15 protein-coding genes are annotated in these 21,241 nt (G+C 51.9%); 2 read left to right on the top strand and 13 right to left on the bottom strand.

Translation table 11 applies throughout. From position 1 onward, the window contains the following. Window positions 1-32: 32 nt before the first annotated feature. The 11 genes from ACX1DY_RS03860 to ACX1DY_RS03810 all read right to left on the bottom strand — a co-directional run bounded on the left by ACX1DY_RS03860 (window position 33) and on the right by ACX1DY_RS03810 (window position 15,145). On the bottom strand, window positions 33-1,958 hold the full coding sequence (locus ACX1DY_RS03860; RefSeq protein ID WP_458962891.1) for an alginate lyase family protein: 1,926 nt from the start codon (window positions 1,956-1,958) through the stop codon (window positions 33-35). Continuing rightward, entirely contained in the window at window positions 1,958-3,358 is a 1,401-nt protein-coding gene (locus ACX1DY_RS03855; protein WP_458962890.1) for an ABC transporter substrate-binding protein, read from the bottom strand. The genes ACX1DY_RS03860 and ACX1DY_RS03855 overlap by 1 nt, the downstream gene beginning before the upstream one ends. A 115-nt stretch (window positions 3,359-3,473) precedes the next feature. Further along, window positions 3,474-5,069 carry a response regulator gene (locus ACX1DY_RS03850; RefSeq protein ID WP_458962889.1) on the bottom strand — a complete coding sequence of 532 codons (1,596 nt, stop codon included), beginning with the start codon at window positions 5,067-5,069 and terminating at the stop codon, window positions 3,474-3,476. Further along, window positions 5,066-6,841: a sensor histidine kinase gene (locus tag ACX1DY_RS03845; RefSeq protein ID WP_458962888.1), complete on the bottom strand. Its 1,776-nt coding sequence runs from the start codon at window positions 6,839-6,841 to the stop codon at window positions 5,066-5,068. The genes ACX1DY_RS03850 and ACX1DY_RS03845 overlap by 4 nt, the downstream gene beginning before the upstream one ends. 6 nt (window positions 6,842-6,847) lie before the next feature. After that, entirely contained in the window at window positions 6,848-7,681 is an 834-nt protein-coding gene (locus tag ACX1DY_RS03840; RefSeq protein ID WP_458962887.1) for a carbohydrate ABC transporter permease, read from the bottom strand. 18 nt (window positions 7,682-7,699) lie between these two features. Further along, on the bottom strand, window positions 7,700-8,584 hold the full coding sequence (locus ACX1DY_RS03835) for a carbohydrate ABC transporter permease (protein WP_458962886.1): 885 nt from the start codon (window positions 8,582-8,584) through the stop codon (window positions 7,700-7,702). A 276-nt stretch (window positions 8,585-8,860) separates the two neighbouring features. Next, the gene (locus tag ACX1DY_RS03830; protein ID WP_458962885.1) at window positions 8,861-10,219 is read right to left on the bottom strand and encodes a hemolysin family protein; all 1,359 of its coding nucleotides are present in this window, start codon (window positions 10,217-10,219) and stop codon (window positions 8,861-8,863) included. Between the two features lie 18 nt (window positions 10,220-10,237). Beyond that, window positions 10,238-11,374 (bottom strand): radical SAM/CxCxxxxC motif protein YfkAB, encoded by a 1,137-nt coding sequence (gene yfkAB / locus ACX1DY_RS03825; protein WP_458962884.1) that lies wholly within the window; start codon window positions 11,372-11,374, stop codon window positions 10,238-10,240. A gap of 204 nt (window positions 11,375-11,578) precedes the next feature. Further along, window positions 11,579-12,682 carry an HD-GYP domain-containing protein gene (locus ACX1DY_RS03820; protein ID WP_458962883.1) on the bottom strand — a complete coding sequence of 368 codons (1,104 nt, stop codon included), beginning with the start codon at window positions 12,680-12,682 and terminating at the stop codon, window positions 11,579-11,581. 117 nt (window positions 12,683-12,799) lie between these two features. Then, window positions 12,800-13,627 (bottom strand): undecaprenyl-diphosphate phosphatase, encoded by an 828-nt coding sequence (locus ACX1DY_RS03815; protein ID WP_458962882.1) that lies wholly within the window; start codon window positions 13,625-13,627, stop codon window positions 12,800-12,802. A gap of 78 nt (window positions 13,628-13,705) precedes the next feature. After that, window positions 13,706-15,145: a bifunctional metallophosphatase/5'-nucleotidase gene (locus tag ACX1DY_RS03810; protein WP_458962881.1), complete on the bottom strand. Its 1,440-nt coding sequence runs from the start codon at window positions 15,143-15,145 to the stop codon at window positions 13,706-13,708. A gap of 149 nt (window positions 15,146-15,294) precedes the next feature. On the opposite strand from ACX1DY_RS03810, the gene ACX1DY_RS03805 reads away from it, so the two are divergent. Both ACX1DY_RS03805 and ACX1DY_RS03800 read left to right on the top strand, forming a co-directional pair. Further along, a complete protein-coding gene (locus ACX1DY_RS03805; RefSeq protein WP_458962880.1) occupies window positions 15,295-16,002 on the top strand; it encodes a molybdenum cofactor biosynthesis protein in 708 nt (235 codons plus the stop codon). Window positions 16,003-16,090: 88 nt separating this feature from the next. Further along, window positions 16,091-17,131 (top strand): HD-GYP domain-containing protein, encoded by a 1,041-nt coding sequence (locus ACX1DY_RS03800; protein WP_458962879.1) that lies wholly within the window; start codon window positions 16,091-16,093, stop codon window positions 17,129-17,131. Between the two features lie 710 nt (window positions 17,132-17,841). On the opposite strand, the gene ACX1DY_RS03795 is transcribed toward ACX1DY_RS03800, so the two are convergent. Together ACX1DY_RS03795 and ACX1DY_RS03790 are read right to left on the bottom strand one after the other, a co-directional pair. Beyond that, a complete protein-coding gene (locus tag ACX1DY_RS03795) occupies window positions 17,842-19,299 on the bottom strand; it encodes a glycoside hydrolase family 1 protein (protein WP_458962878.1) in 1,458 nt (485 codons plus the stop codon). A gap of 45 nt (window positions 19,300-19,344) precedes the next feature. Next, entirely contained in the window at window positions 19,345-21,201 is a 1,857-nt protein-coding gene (locus tag ACX1DY_RS03790; protein ID WP_458962877.1) for a beta-glucoside-specific PTS transporter subunit IIABC, read from the bottom strand. Window positions 21,202-21,241 lie beyond the last annotated feature (40 nt).

The following is a 21,241-nucleotide window of genomic DNA, read 5'->3' as shown; positions in this document are numbered from 1 at the left end:
TTGGGCTTCGATCCAGCTTTGTCTTAGTCTTGCTACATATTCCAGAGAATCTGTTCTCCATCCACCCTGATATCCAATCTGCGGCTCCCGCAGCTTAACGAAAGGTTCACTGCCTGATCCGTCAGCTCAAAGCCCTCCATCAGCCAGCCCTCTTCATCAGCCGCGAGGTTCATATCCTGCGGAAGAACAACCGTAGCAATTCCTGAGCTTCCTTCAGTCGCCAGTTTGGCGGAAATCGCTGTGCTCTCTTGCTTGGAGCCGTAGATCTCCGATACCCAGCTCCGCTCGGATTCGATCTGCGGCCCCTCCGGCAGCGGGTCATGCCCTTCGCTGGCTGTCCAGTACATCCGCAGACCCACCAGGCTTTCCGGATAATATATAGTTGCCGCCGAATGTGGCGTTACATTAGCAACGCTGCAGATTACCGCCCCGGGATGAAGCTGGAATCGCTGCTGCACCTCATGACTTCCCTCGCCGTCCAGCCAGTCTATAATCAACAGCAGCGGCACAACTTTGCCCAGCAGCAGCCACCGGCGGTGCATCACCGGCTGCTCCAGCCGCATATAGCCATTATGCGAAGCGTCGATGAACTCGTAGTCCGCTGTGCTGTCCCGGCGGTGGGTCCGGCATTCTGCCAAGGGCAAACCCCATTGCTGCGTAGACACATACGGTGTCTGATCCAGCCCGTCCACAAGAATTGTATTATGCGCGGCGGTGCTTTTGAAATAATGTCTCCATTCGCCTTCTTCATAGGTGTATCTCCCGGGATCAAGGAAGATAAGCTGCCGCTTCCAGTACCATTCCAGATTCAGCGCGTCCGCGTGGCCATGTGCGCCTCCCATCGGCGCCGCATCGAAGAAGAGATACTGGTTATTGTCCCTCAGCATGTAATATCCGGTCTGCGGAAAAGCCTGGCTGACCGCTTGCACCTCTACTGACTTCTGCAATTCGGCAGCCCGTCTGTATTGCTCAGCGCCGAACAGCCACAGAAACTCGGAGCTGACGGCCCCCTGGGCGATTAGCTCCCCATCCTCCAGAATCGCTCCGAGAAAAGCCACCCGCTCCCTTCCGTTGCTGACCCAGTCCGAGTCGCCAATCGCTGTGGAGCGTTGATCCGGGCGGATCATCGCCAGCGAGAAGGACGCCATCCGCCGCAGTTGACGGCCATATGTTTCAGGAAAGGGATGTCCGGCAAGCTTCCCCAGCAGATAAGGGGTGCCGAACATTTCGATGCTGGCATCATGATAGTGGGTGGTCAGCTCCGATTGTACCCCTTCCGGGCCAATCTGATAATGCTGGCACAGCTCCAGACGTTCTACGGCGAGCTGGCGCCAATAAGGTGCCCGTTCATGAAGATCATGGAACTCAGCGATCATGGACAAGCCCTGCATGTGCATGATGGCATGATTGATCTCTGTCCCGCCCAGATAGCGGGTCAAATAATCAGCATGCTGCTCAAGAGCAGCATGCAGCTCTGAGGTGAAGGCAACGTCAAGCAGCTCACTTGCTTCCATGTAGGCATAAGCTGAAATCCACGACTGCACCCGAAGGCCAGTTTCCAGCAGCCGCCACGGTCCGGGCTGCTGGAAGTACACCGCCTCCTCATAAGGGAGCACCGGAGGCGGATTCTGGGCGCACCAACCACGGAAATGCCGGATATAGGTGCGGACGTATTTCTCGTCCTTCGTGAGCAGATAGGCTTTGCCCAGGTCTAGCATATGCCAATGCCGGTTGATGCCCCAGATGAACTCAGGATCATTCGAAGGATTATACAGCCAGTCAATTTCATCCCCCATATATATCCAGGTGGTAAGATCATTGGTGTAGGGGATCATCAGCTCATTGCCGCAGGCCCGGTCTGCAATGAGCAGTGAGGCGTCAGCAAGCGCCGGATATTCCTCGCGGTATAGCCGGGCAGCCTGCTCCAGCTCTTTATGGGTTAGATAATAAGTGCTCATTATTCTTTCGACAGCTTCCCTTGCAGATTGACTGAGCTGAAGCTTGGGTCTGCCTGGATGGTCGTCAAGCCGGACTCACGGGCTTTCTTGAGTGCGTCGTTGTAGCGCGTGTTCAAATCCGTGATCACCTTGTCCACATCTCCGCCGGCAAGAACGAATTTCGAGAATTCCTCCGCCCATTTGGAGCCTTCCACCTGGCTCTCTGTAGCTACCGTAGGATTTGCAGGGTAGAGAGCGTCGTATTTCTTAGGAAGGAAGCCTTCAATGCCTTTGATTTCCGGTTTCTTGCCTTTTTCCAGAACTGCCGGGATCAGGGATACGCCATAACCGTTCTCGTAGTATGCGGTCTGAAGATCCAGGCTGTAGACGTACTCCATGAATTTCCAGGCTGCATCCTTATTGGCAGAGTCATTGCTGATGCCGATGTACGACCCGCCGACGATTTGTACAGCGCCCTTAATCGTGCCGTCTTCCGTTGGCGGCTGTGCTGCTGCCCAGTCGATCTCTGTCGGGAACTGCTCCTTGTAGACCCCAGGCTCGCCGGAGTGATTGAAGTACATGCCGATTTTGCCCTGGGCGAATTGCGCACGCAGCGGGTCAATGTCAAGGCTTTCCACACCCGGAAGCATGCTGCCGTCCTCCATCATCTGACGCAGCGCAAGGGCCGCACCCTTATACATACTGAAATCATATTCACCTGTAACATAATTGAAGCCGTCCACACCTACAGTTGTGCTTGCAGGCGCAATAGTATTAGCTGGCCGGAAGAAGCCGCTGGAGCCTTTGAAGGGGCTTGCAAAACCGTAGATGCCCTTGCTCTTGCCCATTTCTGTAATCTTCTTCGCATCGGCCACCAGCTCGTCCAGCGTTGTCGGCGGATTCGCAATACCGGCTTCCTTGAACAGATCCTTGTTGTAAATCAGCCGCCAGGTCTGTCCGGTATTAGGCAGTGTATATATCTTTCCGTCGATTTCATTCTTATGGTCAATCAAGGTCGATTCAAAGGTCTTCTTCATCTCGTCGCTCATATAATCATTAATCGGAGTCAGATAACCTTTCTTGACATAGGTCTGAAAATCATCAATTTGCAGCACATCAGGGGCCTGCTTGCTGGCAAAAGCAATATCGACAGCCTGCGGGTAGTTATCCCCCATAACACTCATTTCAACTTCAATATTATCTTTATTCGTCTTGTTGAACTCATCCACCTTCGCTTGCATGAATTCTGCGTCATGACGGTCAGGCGTCCAGTAGACGACCTTCGTCTTTGATGAATCGGACGGGCCTGCGGATGCGCCTGCGGAATCTTCACTCTTATTTGCACTATTCGTCGATGAACAGGCAACCAAGGCTAATGTAAGAAAGGCATTTCCTGCTACTGCGAACCATTTCTTTTGCATTTTCATTCCCCCGGGTTATTAGTTTGAGATGCCTGCCGGCTATCCCTTGCTAATAGGATACAAGGTGTTATATGACATGTGAGTATGGTATTTCAACTGCGGTAGAGTGGGGAATTCATCTTTTCTTCAGGTTCATCTGCTCAAAATACTGCTGGCGGAAGGTTGAAGGCGTAACTCCGCAGTGCTTTTTGAACATTTCACTAAAATAGGGACGGTCCTCATAGCCGAGCTGCGCGGAGATGAGCTGCACCTGAATACCCTCCATCAGCCATTCCTTCGCCTTCTCGATCCGCACATTGGCGATATAGCTGGCAAGCGTCATTGACGTCTCCTTCTTGAACAGGTTCGCCAGATAGCTTGGGCTGATATGCACCGCCTTGGCGCAGCTATTTACCGTCAGATTCGTATTCAAATGCTGGTCAATATACAGCTTCACTTGACTAATGAGCTGTGAATGATCCTTAAGCTGCCGGCTCAGCATCAATTCGCAAGAGAACTCGCAGAAATCCGCCAATGCCTGCATCCAGCCGGAGTAATTCTGCCGCTGCTGGCTCTGCACTTGCGAGAGCTTCGCTTCCAGCTCCGCATGCTGCTCCTCTTTGATCAGCCCTAGTATCGTTCTGTATACCGCTGAGATCAAGGTCTGGAACAACTGGATGATTGCCGCCGGGTCCGGCGATCCGGCCTGCAGAACCCACGTCAGGAAAATTTCATCCAGCCGCTCGCGCATCTGCTCCTTGCTGCCGCTGCGGAGTGCGTACAGCAGATCCCGCTCCTGCTCGGGGGAGTAGCGCGGCACAGGGCACTCCAAATCGAGATTGGCGTAGCTGTGCCTACTTGCGCCAGTGCTGTAGAAGCTGTACTCCAGCGCTTTTTGCGCTTCCATGTATGCCGCTTGCATACCGGTAGGCTCATTCTTGACCAGACTAATCCCCACAGAGAAAGGGTACAGGCCTATGCTTTTCAAGGAAGCCTCGCACTGCTTAAGCAGCCGCTCCCCGTCACTGTCAGCCGTGCTCCGCACCAGCGCTACCAGGCGATGCCCGTTCTCCTGAAGCAGAATCGACGGCGCGTTCGCTGTGAACAGACTCTCCATCTGTTTCCTGTCAGCTTCTTTCCAGCCCGGCTTGTTCGGAGAAGCTTCCGCTTCCAGCACCAGCACCTGGTAGGAAGGCAGCAGTTCGCTTAAGCCATGCTCACGCCATTGTTCATACGAATTTACGCCAGCACCCTGGTGCAGCAGACCACGCAGATACTCATCGCGGAGATGATGCTTGCTTCTCAGCACCTCCTGCTCCAGACGAAGCAGCTTGTCCGCCTTCTCCCGCTCCAGCTCTATGGATTTGCGGACCTTCAGCACACTCTGCACCACCTGATTACGCGTAAAGGGCTTAAGCAAATAATCGGTGGCGCCAAGACGCACCGCTTCCTGCGCATATTCAAAATTATTGAAGCCGCTCATAAAGATCACCTTGGTGGGCAGCTCCTCCCTCACGATCTCGCGGATCATGTCGCAGCCTCCCAATTTGGGCATGCAAATGTCGGTAAGGACGATATCGGGCCGAAGCTCCCTGATCATTCTGAGCCCCTTCTCGCCGTCTCCTGCCGTTCCTATAACTTCAATCCCATGCTCTGCCCAGGGGATCTGATAAGCTACACCGCTCACAACCATTTGGATATCATCCATCACACACATAGTCAGAACACTCATGATAACCCCTCCTTGGGTAGTGGAATCGTAATTGCAACCATAGTCTCCACATGGGGAACGCTCGCAAAGCGGAGCGAAGCAAGGTCACCGTAATTTAGCTGCAATCTGCTGTAAATGTTATACAAGGCATAGCTGGAGTGTCCTTCGAACCGCTGCTTCGCCTGCAGATTCAGCTTGCCTGCGTCGAAGCCGTGGCCGTTATCCTTAACCTGCAGCTCAAGACTATCCCCGATGCGCAGCGCTTCGATGATGATATGTCCCGGCTCGTCCATGTCCTTGAAGCCGTGCAGAATCGAATTCTCGACCAGCGGCTGCAGCAGAATTTTCAGAATAGGGGCCTGAAGCAGCCCGGGGTCATCCGGTACATGAAGAGAATAAGTGAACAGATTATCATAACACTGCTGCTGCAGCAGCATATACTGCTCCACATGATCCAGCTCTTGCTGGAGTGTTGTCATATCATGCCCATTGTTCAGCCCAAGCCGGAACAGCATGGACAGCGAGACAATCATTTCGCCAACCTGCTCACTCCGTCCGCTCTCGCTTTTCCACAGAATAGTATTAAGCGTATTATACAGAAAATGCGGATTGATCTGTGCCTGAAGCGCCTTAATCTCGAACTTCAGCTTCTCCTCCTCCGAAATCTTGATCTCCTCGATCAGATTCTCGATCTGCGCCAGCATCCGGTTGAAGCGATGCCCGATTACTCCCACCTCGTCCTCATATCTGCTCTCGAACCGCACCTCCAGATCATTATTCTCGACCCGAAGCATCAGATTGTACAGCTTGTGGAGCGGTTTCAAGAGCAGCTTCGACAAGAATCTGGAGAACATCAGCGCCACGGCCATACACACAATCATAATAATGAGGATCAGCCAGCGGATTTGCCGCATAGGTCCCAGCAGATTCCCCTTCGTCTGGACACTCACCAGCACCCAATCCTTATTCGTGCTAAGCGCGGAGAAGTTGATCAATTGCTCGTCCTCACTGTTCGCATAGGTGAAGGCCCCCTGCTCCTTATCGCCGATATTCTCCAGAAAGGCCGCATCCGTGAATTCGTTAAGCGCGGGGAAGGACGCCCCAATTACAGGTGAACCATCTCTTTTTAGCAAAAAAAGCCTAATCTGATCATCGATCAAATTCTGCTCAATCACATTGCGGATATAGTCTTCTTTATAATTTACCATCAGGAACACACCGGGCAGATTATAGTTATTGAGCGTATTGCGCAGCGGGCGCAGAATAAGGGAGATCACACGCTTCTTCCCCTGAAACAACGTATCCTCGTGCCCGGGCACCCAATGCACATTCCAGGATTCGTCCTTCAGCTCCTGCTGATACAGCAAATTAAATCTCCCCCTGCTGAGAACCGTATCCTTCGTCGCATAGAATTCCCCGACAGGTGTAACAAGCAGTGCGGATTCCACGGCCGGCTCCACCTGCCTCAGCTGTGCGAAGGGCGTCTGAAGCAGGGAGAGATTCTGGTAAAAGTGCTCGAAGCTGCCGCTCCGCACATCGGACATAACCTTGCTGTAGCTTTCACTCATCATCATTGAATAAGGCGAAACAATCATATGCCGCATGCTTTCATCCAGAGCCTGTACCGATTTGTTCAGCATCGTCTGCTTCAGCTTCAGCGAATTCTCCTGGATAACACGCGCGGCAAAATTATACGAGAATAATCCGGTCGCGCTGATGCACAGAAAAGTTAGCAGAATGTACAGGATCTGTATGCGGTTCTTGAGCGACAGCTTGTAGAAGCTCCACTTCATCCTTCATCATCCTTTTACGGCACCGAGTGTAACCTGCATGAATGATTTGTTGGCAAAAAGATAGACGGCCAGAAGCGGCAGAATGGAGATGCAGGCGCCTGCAAGCATCAGTTGGGATTCGGAGGCCGCGCCGATGCCGTATCTCAGGTTCGCCAGCCCTACAGGCAGTGTCTGCAGCGCCGGATTGCTCAGTGTGAACACCAGCGGCAATATATATTCATTCCATGAATTCTGGAACACGCTGAGACCCGCAACCGCCAGCGCCGGGCGAAGCAAAGGCAGTATAATTCTCCAAAACACTGCCGAAGGCCTGCAGCCGTCAATCCATGCCGCCTCATCCAGTTCACGCGGGATATTCTTCAGAAAGCCGATCATCATAAAATAAGTAGCCGCATGGGCACTTATTAGAATAAGAATGACGCCCCAGAGCGATTTTTGCAAGCCTATCAGAATCATTAAATCAAATTGCGGACGCAGCACCACCGCACCAATTGAGATGAACAGCGTGCTCGCCAAAAGGCCGGTAAATATTTTTTTCCCCGGAAAAGAAGCGCGGTCCACGGCATACGCCGCCATTGCCGACACGAGCAGCGAGCCTATAGTTGTCATTGTGCTGACGAACATGCTGTTCCAGGTAAACCGTGAGAAGTTCGCGGTCTTCCAGGCTGTGGCGTAGTTTCCAAACTCCCAGGTGGTTGGCAGAATCTTCGCGCCTGTTGTCAGCTCCAGATTCGTCTTCAGCGAGCCAAAGATCACGACAATAATGGGAAACAAGGTGATGGCGGCACTGACAAGAAGGAAAATCCACAGAATGGTTTTTCCCAGCAATTTCTGTACCATAGATTAATCCTCCCCGGCTTAATATATATTGCTCATCTTTTTGGAAAAATAGAAGTAGATCATCGTTACCACGCCTACAATAAGCGCTGTTACAAAACCGACCGCACTGCCGTAGCCCAATTGCTGCTGCGTCTGCACTTCCGGCGAAATCGGGAACAGCAGCTTGAACAGATACAGATACATAACCTCAGTCTTGTTATAAGGCCCCCCTTGGGTCAAGACCATAATGCTCTCGTAGCCCTTCAGGGAAATCGTAATCGCGAGCATAATGATCATCTGCATAACCGGTCCCAGCAGCGGAATCGTAATGCTCCACAGCTTTCTGGCTTCGGTCGCCCCGTCTATGGATGCAGCTTCATACAGATCCTCCGGTATGCCCTGCAGTCCAGCGAGGAAGAGCAGCATATAGTTCCCAACAGCTCCCCAGATGGCAATCATGATTGTGGTCAGCATCGCATACTTAGGCCCCAGCCAGCTCACCGGCTCGCTCACCAGGTGATATTTCATCAGGAACTGGTTCAGCACGCCGTTGTACGAATTAAAGATAATGAAGAATACAATGGACATTACCGATGCGCTGAAAACTGTAGGCAGATAGTAAATCCCCCGGAGCAGCGTGCGCCCTCTGATCTTCCGGTTCAGAATAAATGCGAAGATCAGCGACAGCGGAATCGTGATCACCAGTTTTCCCACCGCATAAATCCCCGTGTTCAGCACCGAATTCCAGAATTCATCATCCCGCATCAGACGGGAGAAGTTGTTAAGGCCGATAAACACAGGCTCCCCATACCCTTGATAGTTGTAGAACATATATCGGAGAGCCCAGAGAAGTGGATAGACGCCTAACACCAACGTCAGTAACAAGCTTGGAAAAATAAACATATACGCTGTCCTTTTGCTCATCCTTCAAACCCCCTCTTTTTCACTTGAGAAAAGTATATAAGAGAGAGAAAAGGTGGCGAGATAGGCGTATCAACTTTATGATGTAGGATAATATTACTTTGATTTTTGGAGTAAGCGCTTTTAAAATTGAGGGTTTTGTAAAATATGTCACGAAACCTAACATCAGGTGATTTTCAGCAAAAAAGCCCCACCCGCGCAAATGCATTCAGCTCTTGCGCAAGGTGGGGCTATAGGAAATTCTATGTCCGGCGAACCGGCTTCACTCAGCCGTTCGCGTTATTCGCTGTCCTGATCCCCCGCAGACTCTTCCTCTACAGGCTCTGGAGGCGGTTCCCGGTGGATTTTGATTCTTGTGATCCGCAGGCGGGTAGCTTCTTCTACTTCAAATACAACATTGTCCAGCACTACCCGCTTGCCTTTAGACGGATTGCCTTCCAGCTCCTTGAACAGCCAGCCGCCGATAGAATCGACTTCTTCATCTTCAATGACTACGCCGGTCAGATCATTCACATCCTCAATCAGCATGCGGCCTTCTACAGAGATGTATTCGCCATTGCGTTCCACGCTCGGACGTTCATCCTCGAACTCATCGTGCAGATCGCCGACAATTTCCTCAAGGATTTCCTCTGCGGTCAGGAGACCTGCGGTTCCGCCGTATTCATCCACAACTAATGTAAGCTGCGCTTTATTCTTCTGCATGATCCGCAGCGCATGGCTGATCTCTATGGATTCTGGCACATTCAGGATCGGACGGACCAGCGAGGCCAAGTCATTCTGCTGCTCCGGCGGCGCGAACAGCAGATCCGTAATATGAATGAAGCCGATAATCCGGTCCTTATCCTCAAAAGCCACCGGATAGCGGGAATGCTTCGTCTCTGTAATAATCCGCATATTCTCTTCCAGTGAAAGATTGCTGTATAACACATCCATATCTGTACGCGGAAGCATCACTTCGCGGGCCAGCAGATCGGAGAATTCAAAGATGTTGTCCATCAGCTTCATCTCATCCTTATCAATGACCCCGCTTTTGGCGCTCTGGTTCATAAGGATACGGATTTCTTCTTCCGAGTGGGCGGCCTCGGCTTCACTTGCCGGCTCTACACCCACCATCCGCAGCAATGCATTGGCCGATGCATTCAGCACCCAGATAAAAGGCAGGAACAGATTATAGAAGAACATCAGCGGCGCAGACAGCAGCAGCGCGGAGCCTTCAGTTTTTTGAATGGCCAGGGACTTTGGCGCAAGCTCGCCCAGCACAATATGTAAGAAAGTTATGATCGAAAAACCTACAACTACGGATACGGTGGAAATCAGCGTGTGATCGGTAACACCAAGCTGGGACATCAGCGGTTCTACCAGCAGCTCGGAGATGGCCGGTTCCCCGACCCATCCGAGCCCCAGCGAGGCGAGCGTAATCCCGAACTGGGTAGCTGACAGATACGCATCCAGCTTCTTGTTGACCTTCAGCGCATATCCGGCCATCTTGTTGCCTTCGGAGACGAGCTGCGTCAGGCGCGACTGCCTCACCTTCACAAGCGAGAATTCCGCTGCAACAAAAATGCCGTTCATTAATACGAGCACCAGAACCAGCAAAAGATTGAGCAGCAATCTCCCTACTTCAAATTCCGTATGCACAATAACAACGCCCCATTTCTACAAAGTGATCGCTTTTCTGGATTTGAAATCGACCTTTGGATAATACATATCGGCGACGAGAAGATTCGGTCCGCAGCAGCTGGCTTCATCACAGTGGCAATTCACCTTCTGATTCAGCGGATGCTTCATCTGCCATTCGGCAAAGATATCATCCAGCTTGGCGCTGCCAATGTTGCCGAAGGCGGAGATATCGGCAAAATCCGTCACAAACACATCGCCTGTGAACAGATTGACATTCACCCGGTTTCTTCCGTCCGGATCATTGCGCAGAGTGACGTTCTTCTCGCCGCGCAGTCTGCGCAGAAGCTTCTGGTCTTCCTCCAAAAAGCTGCAGGCGAAGAATGGAAGTGTGCCGAACAGCATCCACATTTCAGGATCACGCTCCTCAAGCAGGGAATAAATCGCCTCCCTCATTTCCTTCAGTGACAGCACCGGAAGCGAGGAAGCAAAGCTGGAAGCATACATCGGGTGCACCTCATGGCGTCTTGCCCCCATATCGCCAATGAGCTTATGGATTTCCGGTAGCTTTTTATGCGTCCGGTAATTGATCATGGTCTCCGCGGAAATCAGCATGCCGTCGCTGCTGAGTCGCCGGGAATTGTCAAGCATAGTATCATAGAGCCGGTACGCGGCTTCTTTGGAGACCGGATGGCCGCTGTTCGCAAAACCGACCTCATGGAAGTCATCCCCATTCACATAATTGAAAGAGATATGCATGACATCCAGATACGGAAGCAATTGTTCGTAACGCGCATAAGGCATGGTGAGATTGGAGTTGATCTGCGATCTCACTCCGCGCTCCCGGGCATATTTCAGCAGCGGCACAATGATATTCTCCACTGTGGAGGCGCGGAACATCGGCTCACCGCCCGTTATGCTGATCGTTTGCAGATGTTCTACCTCCTCCAGACGGTCCAGCATCTGCTTAAGCGGCAGCATTTCTCCTTCTCTAGCCGTCAGGCTGTCGCCAACCGCGCAGTGCTCGCAGCGCATATTACACAGATTGGTAACCGTCATCTCCACACTGGTCAGCACATGCCGTCCATGCTTGCGAAGTGATGTGATCGGGTCCCAAGGATCAAAGCTCGGCGACAGCTCCTTCATTGTTGTTGATGATGGTTCTAATAGACTCATTTCCTGATGCTCCTTCGATGCATATTCCTTAGTATTAACCCAAAATAATGTAAAAAGAACGGTAACTTACCCTATATCATACCACGATTGGGCAAAAAACCCCATTTCAGCCTCTGATTTTAACGCAAAAAAAAGCGGGGCTGAAAACGGTGCTTCCGCAGCCATGCGGTTCCCCGTTTTCTTTCCTCGCTGCCTGACGGTGAATCAGGTGGATTGTACCACAGCCCCATCCTCATCATTCACATCCACAATCACTACTGAAAGCACACTGCCAAGGTCACGCTCAAAGGGAACAACAGGCTCTCCCTCAGGACCATTCAGCACACGCACAACCGGCCTGTGGGGCGTAGAGGGATCAATCTTGACCACCACGCCGCTCTCCCCCGTGCTGAGCTTTACACTCAGACCGAGCGGATAGATCGCTACACGGTCTCTGAACAGCTCAAGCTGCTTCTGCTCATACAGCGTTCCTGAACCTACATAAAGCGCTTCTACCGCCTGATGCGGAAGCATGGCTTTTTTGTAGACCCGGTTCGATGTCATGGCATCATACGAATCCGCTACTCCCAGCCATTTGGCATACTCATGGATTTGCGGACCGGTCAGCCCGCGCGGATAGCCCGAGCCGTCGATGCGTTCGTGATGCTGCAAGGCGCAATGCGCCGCAAGCAGAGGAATATTCGGCTCCTCCTTGAGAATCCGGTAGCCGATTTCGGTATGGGCCTGCATATGGCGGAATTCCTCATCGCTGAGCATGCCGGGCTTTTGGATGATTTTGAGGGGAATCTGCGTTTTGCCGATGTCATGCAGCAGCGACCCCAGGCCGATAACCTGAAGCTCCTCTCTGCTGTACCCGTAGGCTATTCCAAGCACCAGTGTATACAGGCAAACATTCAGAGAGTGAGCATACAGATAGTTGTCCGCCGTGTGCATGTCCATCAGCATGATCATCGGATCTTCCTGGGTAGCCAAATCATCCAGAATGGAGTTCATCACCTTGGAGAATTTCTTGTCCAGATGATAGAAGCCCTTGGTAATGCCGGAAGCGCCGGACATCTGCTGGAACTCATTCCTGATGACCTTCAGCGCCTGATTGCGCGTCTCATCCTGCAGCATACCGGCAATAACGACATCCTCCGTGATGGAATCCTCTATATAGATATAACCGATGCCGATGTTAGCCAGCCGCTTAATCAGGGCATCAGTAAGCTCCACTCCATCTGCGAGCAGAACCAGACCTTCATCATTATATATTTTTTTACCCAGCTTCATACCCGCCTGAAGCCGGTTCACGGATACTAGACGCAACTTGGCTCACTCCTGCCTTTAACGGTAAAATGCTATTCTGCTATTGATCCCCGGGTGTTACTCTGTGTATATACCGTTACCATGAGCGTTCAGTCAAGAGCTAAGGGGAAGATATTATTAACGCATAATGAACAGCCAGAACACAGCGGCCAGGATAAAACGGTAAATCGCGAAATGGGTCGGTCTGATCTTTTGGATCAGCTTCATGAACGCCACCACGACAAGATAGGCGACAACAAACGAAATCACGAAGCCAATGGCGAAATCCCAAATCGTATCTTTTGTAAAATATTGAAAGGAATCAAGCAGCTCATACCCTGAAGCCGCACACATGATCGGAATCGCAATCAGGAACGAAAAGTCCGCCGAAGCCTTATAGCTGACCCCGCTCAGCATCCCCCCTGAAATCGTGGAGCCGGAACGGGAGAACCCTGGCCACAGCACGGAAATGATCTGATAGATGCCGATGGCAAGCGCCTGCCCGTAAGATAAATCATCAAGCTCATGCGCAGTGATACGAATTTTGCGTTTGTTCACCCACTCCGCAATGATCATCAGAATCCCGCCGGCGACAAGCGCCCAGAGTACGGTAGTCGCTCCGAAGAGACTCTTAATGAAATCACGGGCGAAAAAAGCTACCGCAAGCGCCGGCACAATCCCGAGAATCACATGGATCAGATTCAGTCTATTGGCAGGCATTACACCGCCTCTAGCGGTGCGGCTGCGGCCGATACCCAGCAAATTAAGCACCCGCTGGCGGTACACCAGAGCAATAGCGAGGATTGCCCCGAGCTGGATGACAATTTCATAGGTCTTCATGATCGGCGACTGCTCATCAAATCCCAAAAGCTTGGTCGTTAAAATCATGTGTCCCGTGGATGATACCGGGATAAATTCAGTTATGCCTTCTACGATTGCTAGTATAATTGCTGTAATTGTATCCATTTTATCCTCCTGATCTTGAGAAAATGAAACCTGGTGCAGCTATTGCTCTGCATTGCATATAAAGTGTGACCAAAACCATTAGGTAACCCTGCTCTCCCAGCGGACAGCCATACATTCATCAAGACTCCCCGGCCGCTGCAGCTCCATCCGCAGCAGATCCCGCAGAAAGTTAGGCAGCAAAAAAACAGCTTCACTTCCATTAGCAATACTCTCATACCCAGCCCGAAAAGTGAACATGTCCAACGTCCCGACTTGATAAACAGCATTATCATCCAGCGGTTCCCCACCCACAAAAATGGCAATATCGTTATCATACGGCATGGCCCCTGGATCGTACAGGATTTTTAATCCATCCACAGCAAGGCTGCCGAGCAGCTTCCCCCGGAATCCATAGCAGAATATAGCCTTGTCGTAGAATTCTTCAGTCAGGCTCTGCATGAGTGCCGTGCGGATATCCTTGCCCCTCAGATTGAGAATGCAAGCGTTGACCGGCGACGGACACAGTGCATGAAGCATGCCTGAAGTAATGTTGCCTTCCGGCAGAGGTCCAAGCAGTTGCCCGCTGTTGACCAGCGACAGCCTTGTGCCTGTGAACTGCCGGACGGCCTGGGCCAGCAGATTGCCAAAGGGGGACTCCCCAGCCGTATCAAGCGCAAGCTCACGGCCCGTCATTGCAACGGTCTCTTGAAGAACTTCACGCCCATGAACCAAATGCAGCGCTGCTGCAGGTGCAATAATCTGTTCGCTAAGCCCGGGATCAACTGCGAGGCACTCACCTTCAGCCAGCCTGAAGGCTTCGCCTGCACCGGCCCGCTCAAATCTCAGGACTCCGACATAACGCCCGAATTTGCCCGCGCCGCAAACAGCAGTTCCGTTAATCATCTCCGGCGTCTCCAGCATATGATGCGTATGTCCGCCCAGAATGGCGTGTACCCCCTCCAGCCGCTCTGCGAGCTGCCGATCCGCCGGAAGCCCTAGATGGGAAAGCACAATCAGCAGATCCACCTGCGGAGCCAGAAGCTCGCATTGCTCACGAAGCGCAGCTTCCGGGTCCAGCGTCTCCCAGCCGAGCAACGCGTAAAAGGCAGTAAACGCCGCTGTAGCTCCCGTAACGCCAATCCTGATGCCGTCCCTGTCGAGTATAGCGTGGCGTTTCATCCAGACGGGAGGTTCTCCCGTGGAGCTCTCCAGGATGTTGCAGCATACTACCGGGCACTGAATGCCCGAATATAGTGCCGATAGAATCTCATGGGAGAAGGTCAGCCCTTCATTATTGCCGATGGTGACGGCATCATATCCGGTCAGGTTGATCATATCAATATTTGCCTGTCCCATCGTGCCTTCGGTCTCCACGGCGGCCCGGTCCATATGATCGCCTATATCCATCAGCAGCACAGGCCCTGCTCCGGCTGCGGTCTTCAGCTTGGCCATTTCTGCGGCAATGGGACTCATCATTTCAAAGTGGCTGTGTATATCATTGGTATGAAGTATGGTGATTTTTTGTGCAGCAGGCTCCATGAGCTAGTCCCCTCCCACCTGAAAATCCGTTTCTATGAGCGGCAGGCTTGTAATCTTACAGTGCCTAGCATAACATTTTCAGGCCCAATATGGTATATTGGAATCATTATTGAGTCTATTAACTAAGCATATTCCGAGGTGAATCAAGCATGCATGTAACAATCCGTCTGTTCGCCGGTCTGGCCGATGCTTTCGGCTCCTCCTCGCTGGCTTTTCACTCCCCTGAGAACCCGCTGACTGCCGGAAGATTGAAGGAACTGCTCTGCGAATCCTACCCGGACGCGGCGCCGCAGATTAATGTATCATTAGTAGCTATCGACCATGAGTATGCGCCGGATGACTCCGTCATCTCCGAAGCTGCCGAGGTTGCGCTTATTCCTCCCGTATCCGGTGGAGAACCTGTAAGTGAAGAAACTCCGGACGGACTGTTCTGTATTACGGATCAGCCCTTGAACGGAGAATCCCTTCTGGATAAAGTGCTGGATGCCAATCACGGGGCGACACTCCTCTTCGTGGGCACGACAAGAGAGATGACCGGCACCCAGCGCACGACAGCGCTGCATTATGAAGCTTACGTCCCAATGGCGCTAGCCAAGCTGCAGGAGATCGGCAGAGAGGCCAAAGAGCGGTGGAATGCCCGCTGTGCGATTGCCCACCGTACCGGGCTTGTAGGCTTGAAGGAAGCAAGCGTCATAATAGCCGTATCCGCCGCGCACCGCGACATCTGCTATGAGGCCAGCCGATATGCCATCGAGAAGCTGAAAGCCTCAGTACCCGTATGGAAAAAGGACATCAGCGAGTCCGGTGAGCAGTGGCTTGGCGCTGATCCCAAAGCGAAAGAATTCCGCCTTTCTTAGAACATGCCGCTTAACATTTTTAATCATTGAATATTTCCGATTTTGTTGCTATGCTGGAAAAAATCGTTAAGATAAGGTGGCATATTCATTGAGAGTACACGTTTCAGATCTTAAACCGGGTAATTATCTGCGAATGGATACCTTTAGCTCCACAGGGCTGCATGTATTACCCAAAGGATCACTGCTCCAATACGAAGAGATTGCCAAGCTCATGCAGCATGGAGTGGATTATGTTGATATCGAAGCTGTCCAGGAGGAGCCTGCTCTATCCAGCAGATCTTCCATCATCCGGGAAGCTTCCGGCAGTTTCGATACCATGATCGAAGGCTTTGAATCGGTATATATGGAAGCGTTAACCAAAGGAAGCTTCAACCAGTCGGTTGTGGATGATATTCTCCAGCCTTCGCTTCAATCCTTCGACAAACACAAGGATGTGGTTTCGTTACTTCTGCTGCTTGATAGGGAAGACAATTACACCTATAACCATTCCCTGCAAGTGGGCATGCTCTCTTACTACATAGCATCATGGCTTGGATATTCCAAGAAGGAATGCTACGAGATCGGCCGGGCCGGATATTTAATAGATATCGGCAAATGCCGGATTTCTCCTGACATTCTGAGCAAGCCGGGCAAGCTGACTCCGGCGGAATTCGAGGAAGTCAAACTACATACGATCTACGGCTATGAAATTATCCGCAACTCTATGGATGACCCCTATACCGCCCTGGTCGCGCTTCAGCATCATGAACGTGAAGATGGTTCCGGGTATCCCCATCACCTTACCAAAGATGATATTCACCCGTATGCCCAGATTGCTGCTGTAGCGGACATTTACAGCGCAATGACCTCCCACCGGATCTATCAGTCAAAGCAGGAGCTGATCTCTGTGCTGCACGAGATCAATACCCTCAGCTTCGGCAAGCTGAACGGTAAGCCGGTGCAAGCCTTCATCCAGCACTTGATGCCGGGCTTTATCGGTAAGCATGTGCTGCTGAGCACTGGAGACATGGGCGTCATTATCATGAACAATCCGCTTGACGTCTTCCGTCCGCTTGTGCAGACCGGAGGCAAATTCCTTGACCTCGCCAAAGAGCGTAAAGTTACGATTTTGGAGATTTATATGGAGTGATTTTCGATCCCTCCCAAACCCTCCCTTAGCCAAGGGAGGGCCCCAAGGGTTCCACCCTCTGGACACCTGGAAGCTTGGCGGAAATCTGCAACTGTGGCGGACGGAAGAAAGGCTGGGCGTGCTGGCCCGCCTTGAAGCTCCCTGCTTTGCTTCGCAAAGGGCGGGAGCTTCAAAGCTTTACTGCGCAGTTGGCCCCGGGAGTTCCTCCACGGGGCTGAGCGTTTGCGGGACCGCCTGCTTAAGGGCGAATTACCAAAGCAAGTGATCAAATCGCCAACAGCAACACTAACCATGAAGACAGCACGCCAAACAGGAGGTTCCCTCGCCGGAGACGGCTTGGGAACCTCCTGTTCTTTTCGTGCAACGTTGCTGTGCCACCTACAGGTCCAGACGCATTCAATTGCACTTCGTACATCAGATGCCGCCTAAATCCGCAGGAAAACGCAACCTATTGCACTCTGTGCAGCAGAATTCAGCGGAAACGTGCTTTTGATCAAAAAATACAGAAATCTACTGCATGAAATACAGCAGATTGCAACTTACCGCAGAAGAATAAGCATTTCTGCTGTAGAAAGTGCAACCATTCAACAACGCCCTGTGAGTAGGCTGACATGAACGATGCTAATTTCAAGTTCAGCCTACATAGCTGCAATTGCAAGGGCCTGCCACGTCTAAGTCTGAGCACAGCAGCCCAAAACTACAGACTAGTCTCACAGCTCCTCGCCGTTGCTGGCGATGACTTTTTTGTACCAGTGGAAAGAATCCTTCTTCGAACGGTTCAGCGTTCCGTTGCCGTCGTCGTCCAGGTCCACATAGATGAATCCGTAACGCTTCGACATCTCGGAGGTAGACATGCTCACCAGGTCAATCGGTCCCCAGCTTGTGTAGCCGATCAGCTCTACACCGTCCAGAACCGCTTCCTTCATCTGGGCGATATGCTGTCTGAGATAGTCAATCCGGTAGCTGTCATGGATCGAGCCGTCGGCTTCCACCTTGTCATAAGCGCCGAGGCCATTTTCCACGATGAACAAAGGCTTCTGATAGCGGTCATACATCGTATTCAGCATAATCCGCAGCCCGATCGGATCAATCTGCCAGCCCCATTCCGAAGCCTTCAGATACGGGTTCTTCACGCCGCCGAACAGGTTGCCTTGCGCACGCTCTCCTTCAGGGCTATTCGATACGGTAAGCGTCATATAGTAGCTGAATGCCACATAATCAACAGTGTGCAGCTTCAGAATCTCATCGTCACCCGGCTCTTTGTGGAGAACGACATTGTTTTCGGCGAAAAAGCGGTCCATGTACTTAGGATATTCTCCGCGTGAATGCACATCCGTGAAAAAGAGATTCATCTGGTTCTCATGCTGGCCCAGCCGAACATCCTCAGGGTTGCAGGTATTGGCATAGCTCTCCATCCGGGCCAGCATACAGCCCATTTGCGATCCCGGGATAATCTCATGCACCAGCTTGGTTGCAAGCGCGCTTGCTACGAATTGATGATGAAGCGCCTGATAGATCGTCTGCAGCTTGTTCTCCACACGGTCAATGACCACGCCGCCCCCAGTGAAAGGACTGAGTGTCATCATATTGATTTCATTAAAGGTAATCCAGTACTTCACTTTATCTTTGTAGCGACGGAACACCGTCTCGGCATAGCGGGTAAAACATGAGATCACTTCGCGGCTGGCCCAGCCGTTGTATTTCTGCGTCAGACCGAGCGGTGTCTCGTAGTGGGCCAGGGTAACCAGCGGCTCGATGCCGTATTTATGCAGCTCATCAAATACATTGTCATAGAACTGCAAGCCCGCTTCATTCGGCTCCGCATCATCACCGTTCGGGAAGATACGCGCCCAGTTGATCGACAGGCGGAAGACCTTGAAGCCCATCTCGGCAAATAAGGCGATATCCTCCTTATAGCGGTGATAGAAATCCACCCCTTCGCGTTTCGGAAACCGGGCGGTGAACTCTCCGGACAGAATTTGCTCGATCCGCTCTGAAGTAATTTCAATGGCATGGTCATTGCTCCGCTGCGCCTTGGGTACATAAGCTACCATATCCGCACTGGACAAGCCTTTGCCATCGGCATCGAATGCGCCTTCCAATTGGTTCGCAGCCGTGGCTCCGCCCCATAGGAAGTTATCTGGAAATCCTTTTTGTACTGTGGTCATAATGATACTCCTCTCCTCGGGTTCTGCTGATACAGCAAGTAATGTCTAATTGATTAATGTAAATAAAGTCTCGCCGTTCTTGACTTCCGTACCCGTGTTCATGAGCACATCCAGATAGCCGGCGGAGTTGGTGACAATAACCGGTGTTGCTGTGACGAACCCGGCCGCGCGGATCGCCTCCACATCAAACTCCAGCAGAAGCTGTCCCTGCTCCACTCGTTCTCCTTCTTTTACTTTTTTATTAAAATGCTGGCCCTTCAGCTTCACCGTGTTGACGCCCACATGTATCAGCAGCTCCGCTCCACCCTCGGAAGTGATGCCAATGGCATGCCCTGTCGGAAATACGGTTGTCACTACTCCATTTACCGGAGAGGTCAGCACACCGGAAGACGGTTCAATCACGATCCCTTTTCCCATCGCCCCCGAGGCAAAAGCTTCATCCGGTGTGCTGTCCAGCGGCAGCAGCTTCCCGGATAACGGGCTAACAATCAATTCTTTGTCAATCCGTGTGCCTTCCTGCTTCACAACCGGTTCGGACGGCTTCTGTGCAGCCTCTTCTTCCGGGTCGTCAAATCCAAGCACAAACACCAGGATCATCGCTAATACAAAAGCCACCACGATTCCGATAGCCGTCCAAGCGAACCCGGTACCGAAATAGGTCGGCAGAGCAAGCAGCCCCGGCAACGCGAAGGCAATAGCTCTGGAGCCTCCAGTAGCGATAATTGCACCGCCAACCGCCCCGGAAATACAAGCGTAGATGAACGGCTTCTTGAACTTCAGCGTTACACCGTAAATGGTTGGTTCCGTGATCCCGAATACAGCGGACAGTGTAGAAGAACCGGCTAATGCTTTTAGCTGGGAGTTCTTTGACTTTAGGAACACGCCGAATACCGCACCAGCTTGCGAGAGAACAGCGGCGGCCAGAATCGGCAGCATGGTGTCATAGCCGAGTGTTGCAATATTGCTGAGCATAATCGGAACAAAACCCCAGTGTACGCCAAAGATAACGAACACCTGCCAGAATGCGCCGGCGATAGCGCCTGCAACGAGCGGACTGAGATTGTACAGCCAGGTGTAACCGGAAGCGAGTCCTTCACTGATCAGCGAGCCCACAGGGCCAAAAGCCAGGAAGGTAAGCGGAATAACAATCAGTAATGCGAACATCGGTACCAGGATATTACGGACCGATTCATGGATGATGGAACGGAACCATTTTTCAATATAAGACTGCACCCACACCGCCAAAATGATCGGAATGACGCTGGAGGAATAGTTGATCAGCACAATCGGTATTCCCAAAAAGCCCAGCTTGTCTGGAGCGCCGACCGCAGCGATCACCGCCGGGTAAATCAGCGCTCCAGCGATGGCAACCGATACAAATTGATTAGCCTTGAACTTGCGTGCCGCCGTAATCGCCAGAAACACAGGAAGGAAGTAAAACACACTATCGGACGCCGCATTCAGAATCAGGTAGGTACCGCTGGTGTTGCTGATCCACTTCAAGGACAGGATCAATGCCAGCAGCCCTTTGAGAACCCCTGCTCCGGCCAATGCCCCAAGAATAGGGGAAAAGATACTGGAGATGATGTCAACCGCTTTGCCCAGTACACCTGTGCTCTCGGATTCGTCATCTTTGCCGTTTCTGTCCGCATCCTGCAAGGAGGTTTCCTTCATAATCTGATCGTAGACCTGACCGACATTGTTGCCGATGACGACCTGGAACTGGCCGCTGCTCTCGACAACTGTAATAACTCCCGGAGTTTTTTCCAGCGCGGCTTTATCCGCTTTACCGGAATCCTTAAGCTTGAATCTCAAGCGGGTTGCGCAGTGAAACACAGAATTGACATTGGATTCACCGCCAACGAGCGTAATAATCTGTTTGGACAAGTCTTTGTTGCTCATATGGTTTGCTCCTTCTTGGATCGTAATAATTGTGGACGTT

The organism is Paenibacillus sp. BAC0078, from assembly GCF_054483875.1.
This window is presented reverse-complemented; position numbering and strand designations above follow the sequence as displayed.

What these genes read in the sequence shown, in the direction of transcription:
- ACX1DY_RS03845 (WP_458962888.1), bottom strand. Translation starts at nt 6,841, where the DNA reads ATGAAGTGGAGCTTCTACAAGCTGTCGCTCAAGAACCGCATACAGATC.
- ACX1DY_RS03795 (WP_458962878.1), bottom strand. Translation starts at nt 19,299, where the DNA reads ATGACCACAGTACAAAAAGGATTTCCAGATAACTTCCTATGGGGCGGA.
- ACX1DY_RS03790 (WP_458962877.1), bottom strand. Translation starts at nt 21,201, where the DNA reads ATGAGCAACAAAGACTTGTCCAAACAGATTATTACGCTCGTTGGCGGT.
- ACX1DY_RS03815 (WP_458962882.1), bottom strand. Translation starts at nt 13,627, where the DNA reads ATGGATACAATTACAGCAATTATACTAGCAATCGTAGAAGGCATAACT.
- yfkAB (WP_458962884.1), bottom strand. Translation starts at nt 11,374, where the DNA reads ATGAGTCTATTAGAACCATCATCAACAACAATGAAGGAGCTGTCGCCG.
- ACX1DY_RS03835 (WP_458962886.1), bottom strand. Translation starts at nt 8,584, where the DNA reads ATGAGCAAAAGGACAGCGTATATGTTTATTTTTCCAAGCTTGTTACTG.
- ACX1DY_RS03810 (WP_458962881.1), bottom strand. Translation starts at nt 15,145, where the DNA reads ATGGAGCCTGCTGCACAAAAAATCACCATACTTCATACCAATGATATA.
- ACX1DY_RS03840 (WP_458962887.1), bottom strand. Translation starts at nt 7,681, where the DNA reads ATGGTACAGAAATTGCTGGGAAAAACCATTCTGTGGATTTTCCTTCTT.
- ACX1DY_RS03805 (WP_458962880.1), top strand. Translation starts at nt 15,295, where the DNA reads ATGCATGTAACAATCCGTCTGTTCGCCGGTCTGGCCGATGCTTTCGGC.
- ACX1DY_RS03860 (WP_458962891.1), bottom strand. Translation starts at nt 1,958, where the DNA reads ATGAGCACTTATTATCTAACCCATAAAGAGCTGGAGCAGGCTGCCCGG.
- ACX1DY_RS03850 (WP_458962889.1), bottom strand. Translation starts at nt 5,069, where the DNA reads ATGAGTGTTCTGACTATGTGTGTGATGGATGATATCCAAATGGTTGTG.
- ACX1DY_RS03855 (WP_458962890.1), bottom strand. Translation starts at nt 3,358, where the DNA reads ATGCAAAAGAAATGGTTCGCAGTAGCAGGAAATGCCTTTCTTACATTA.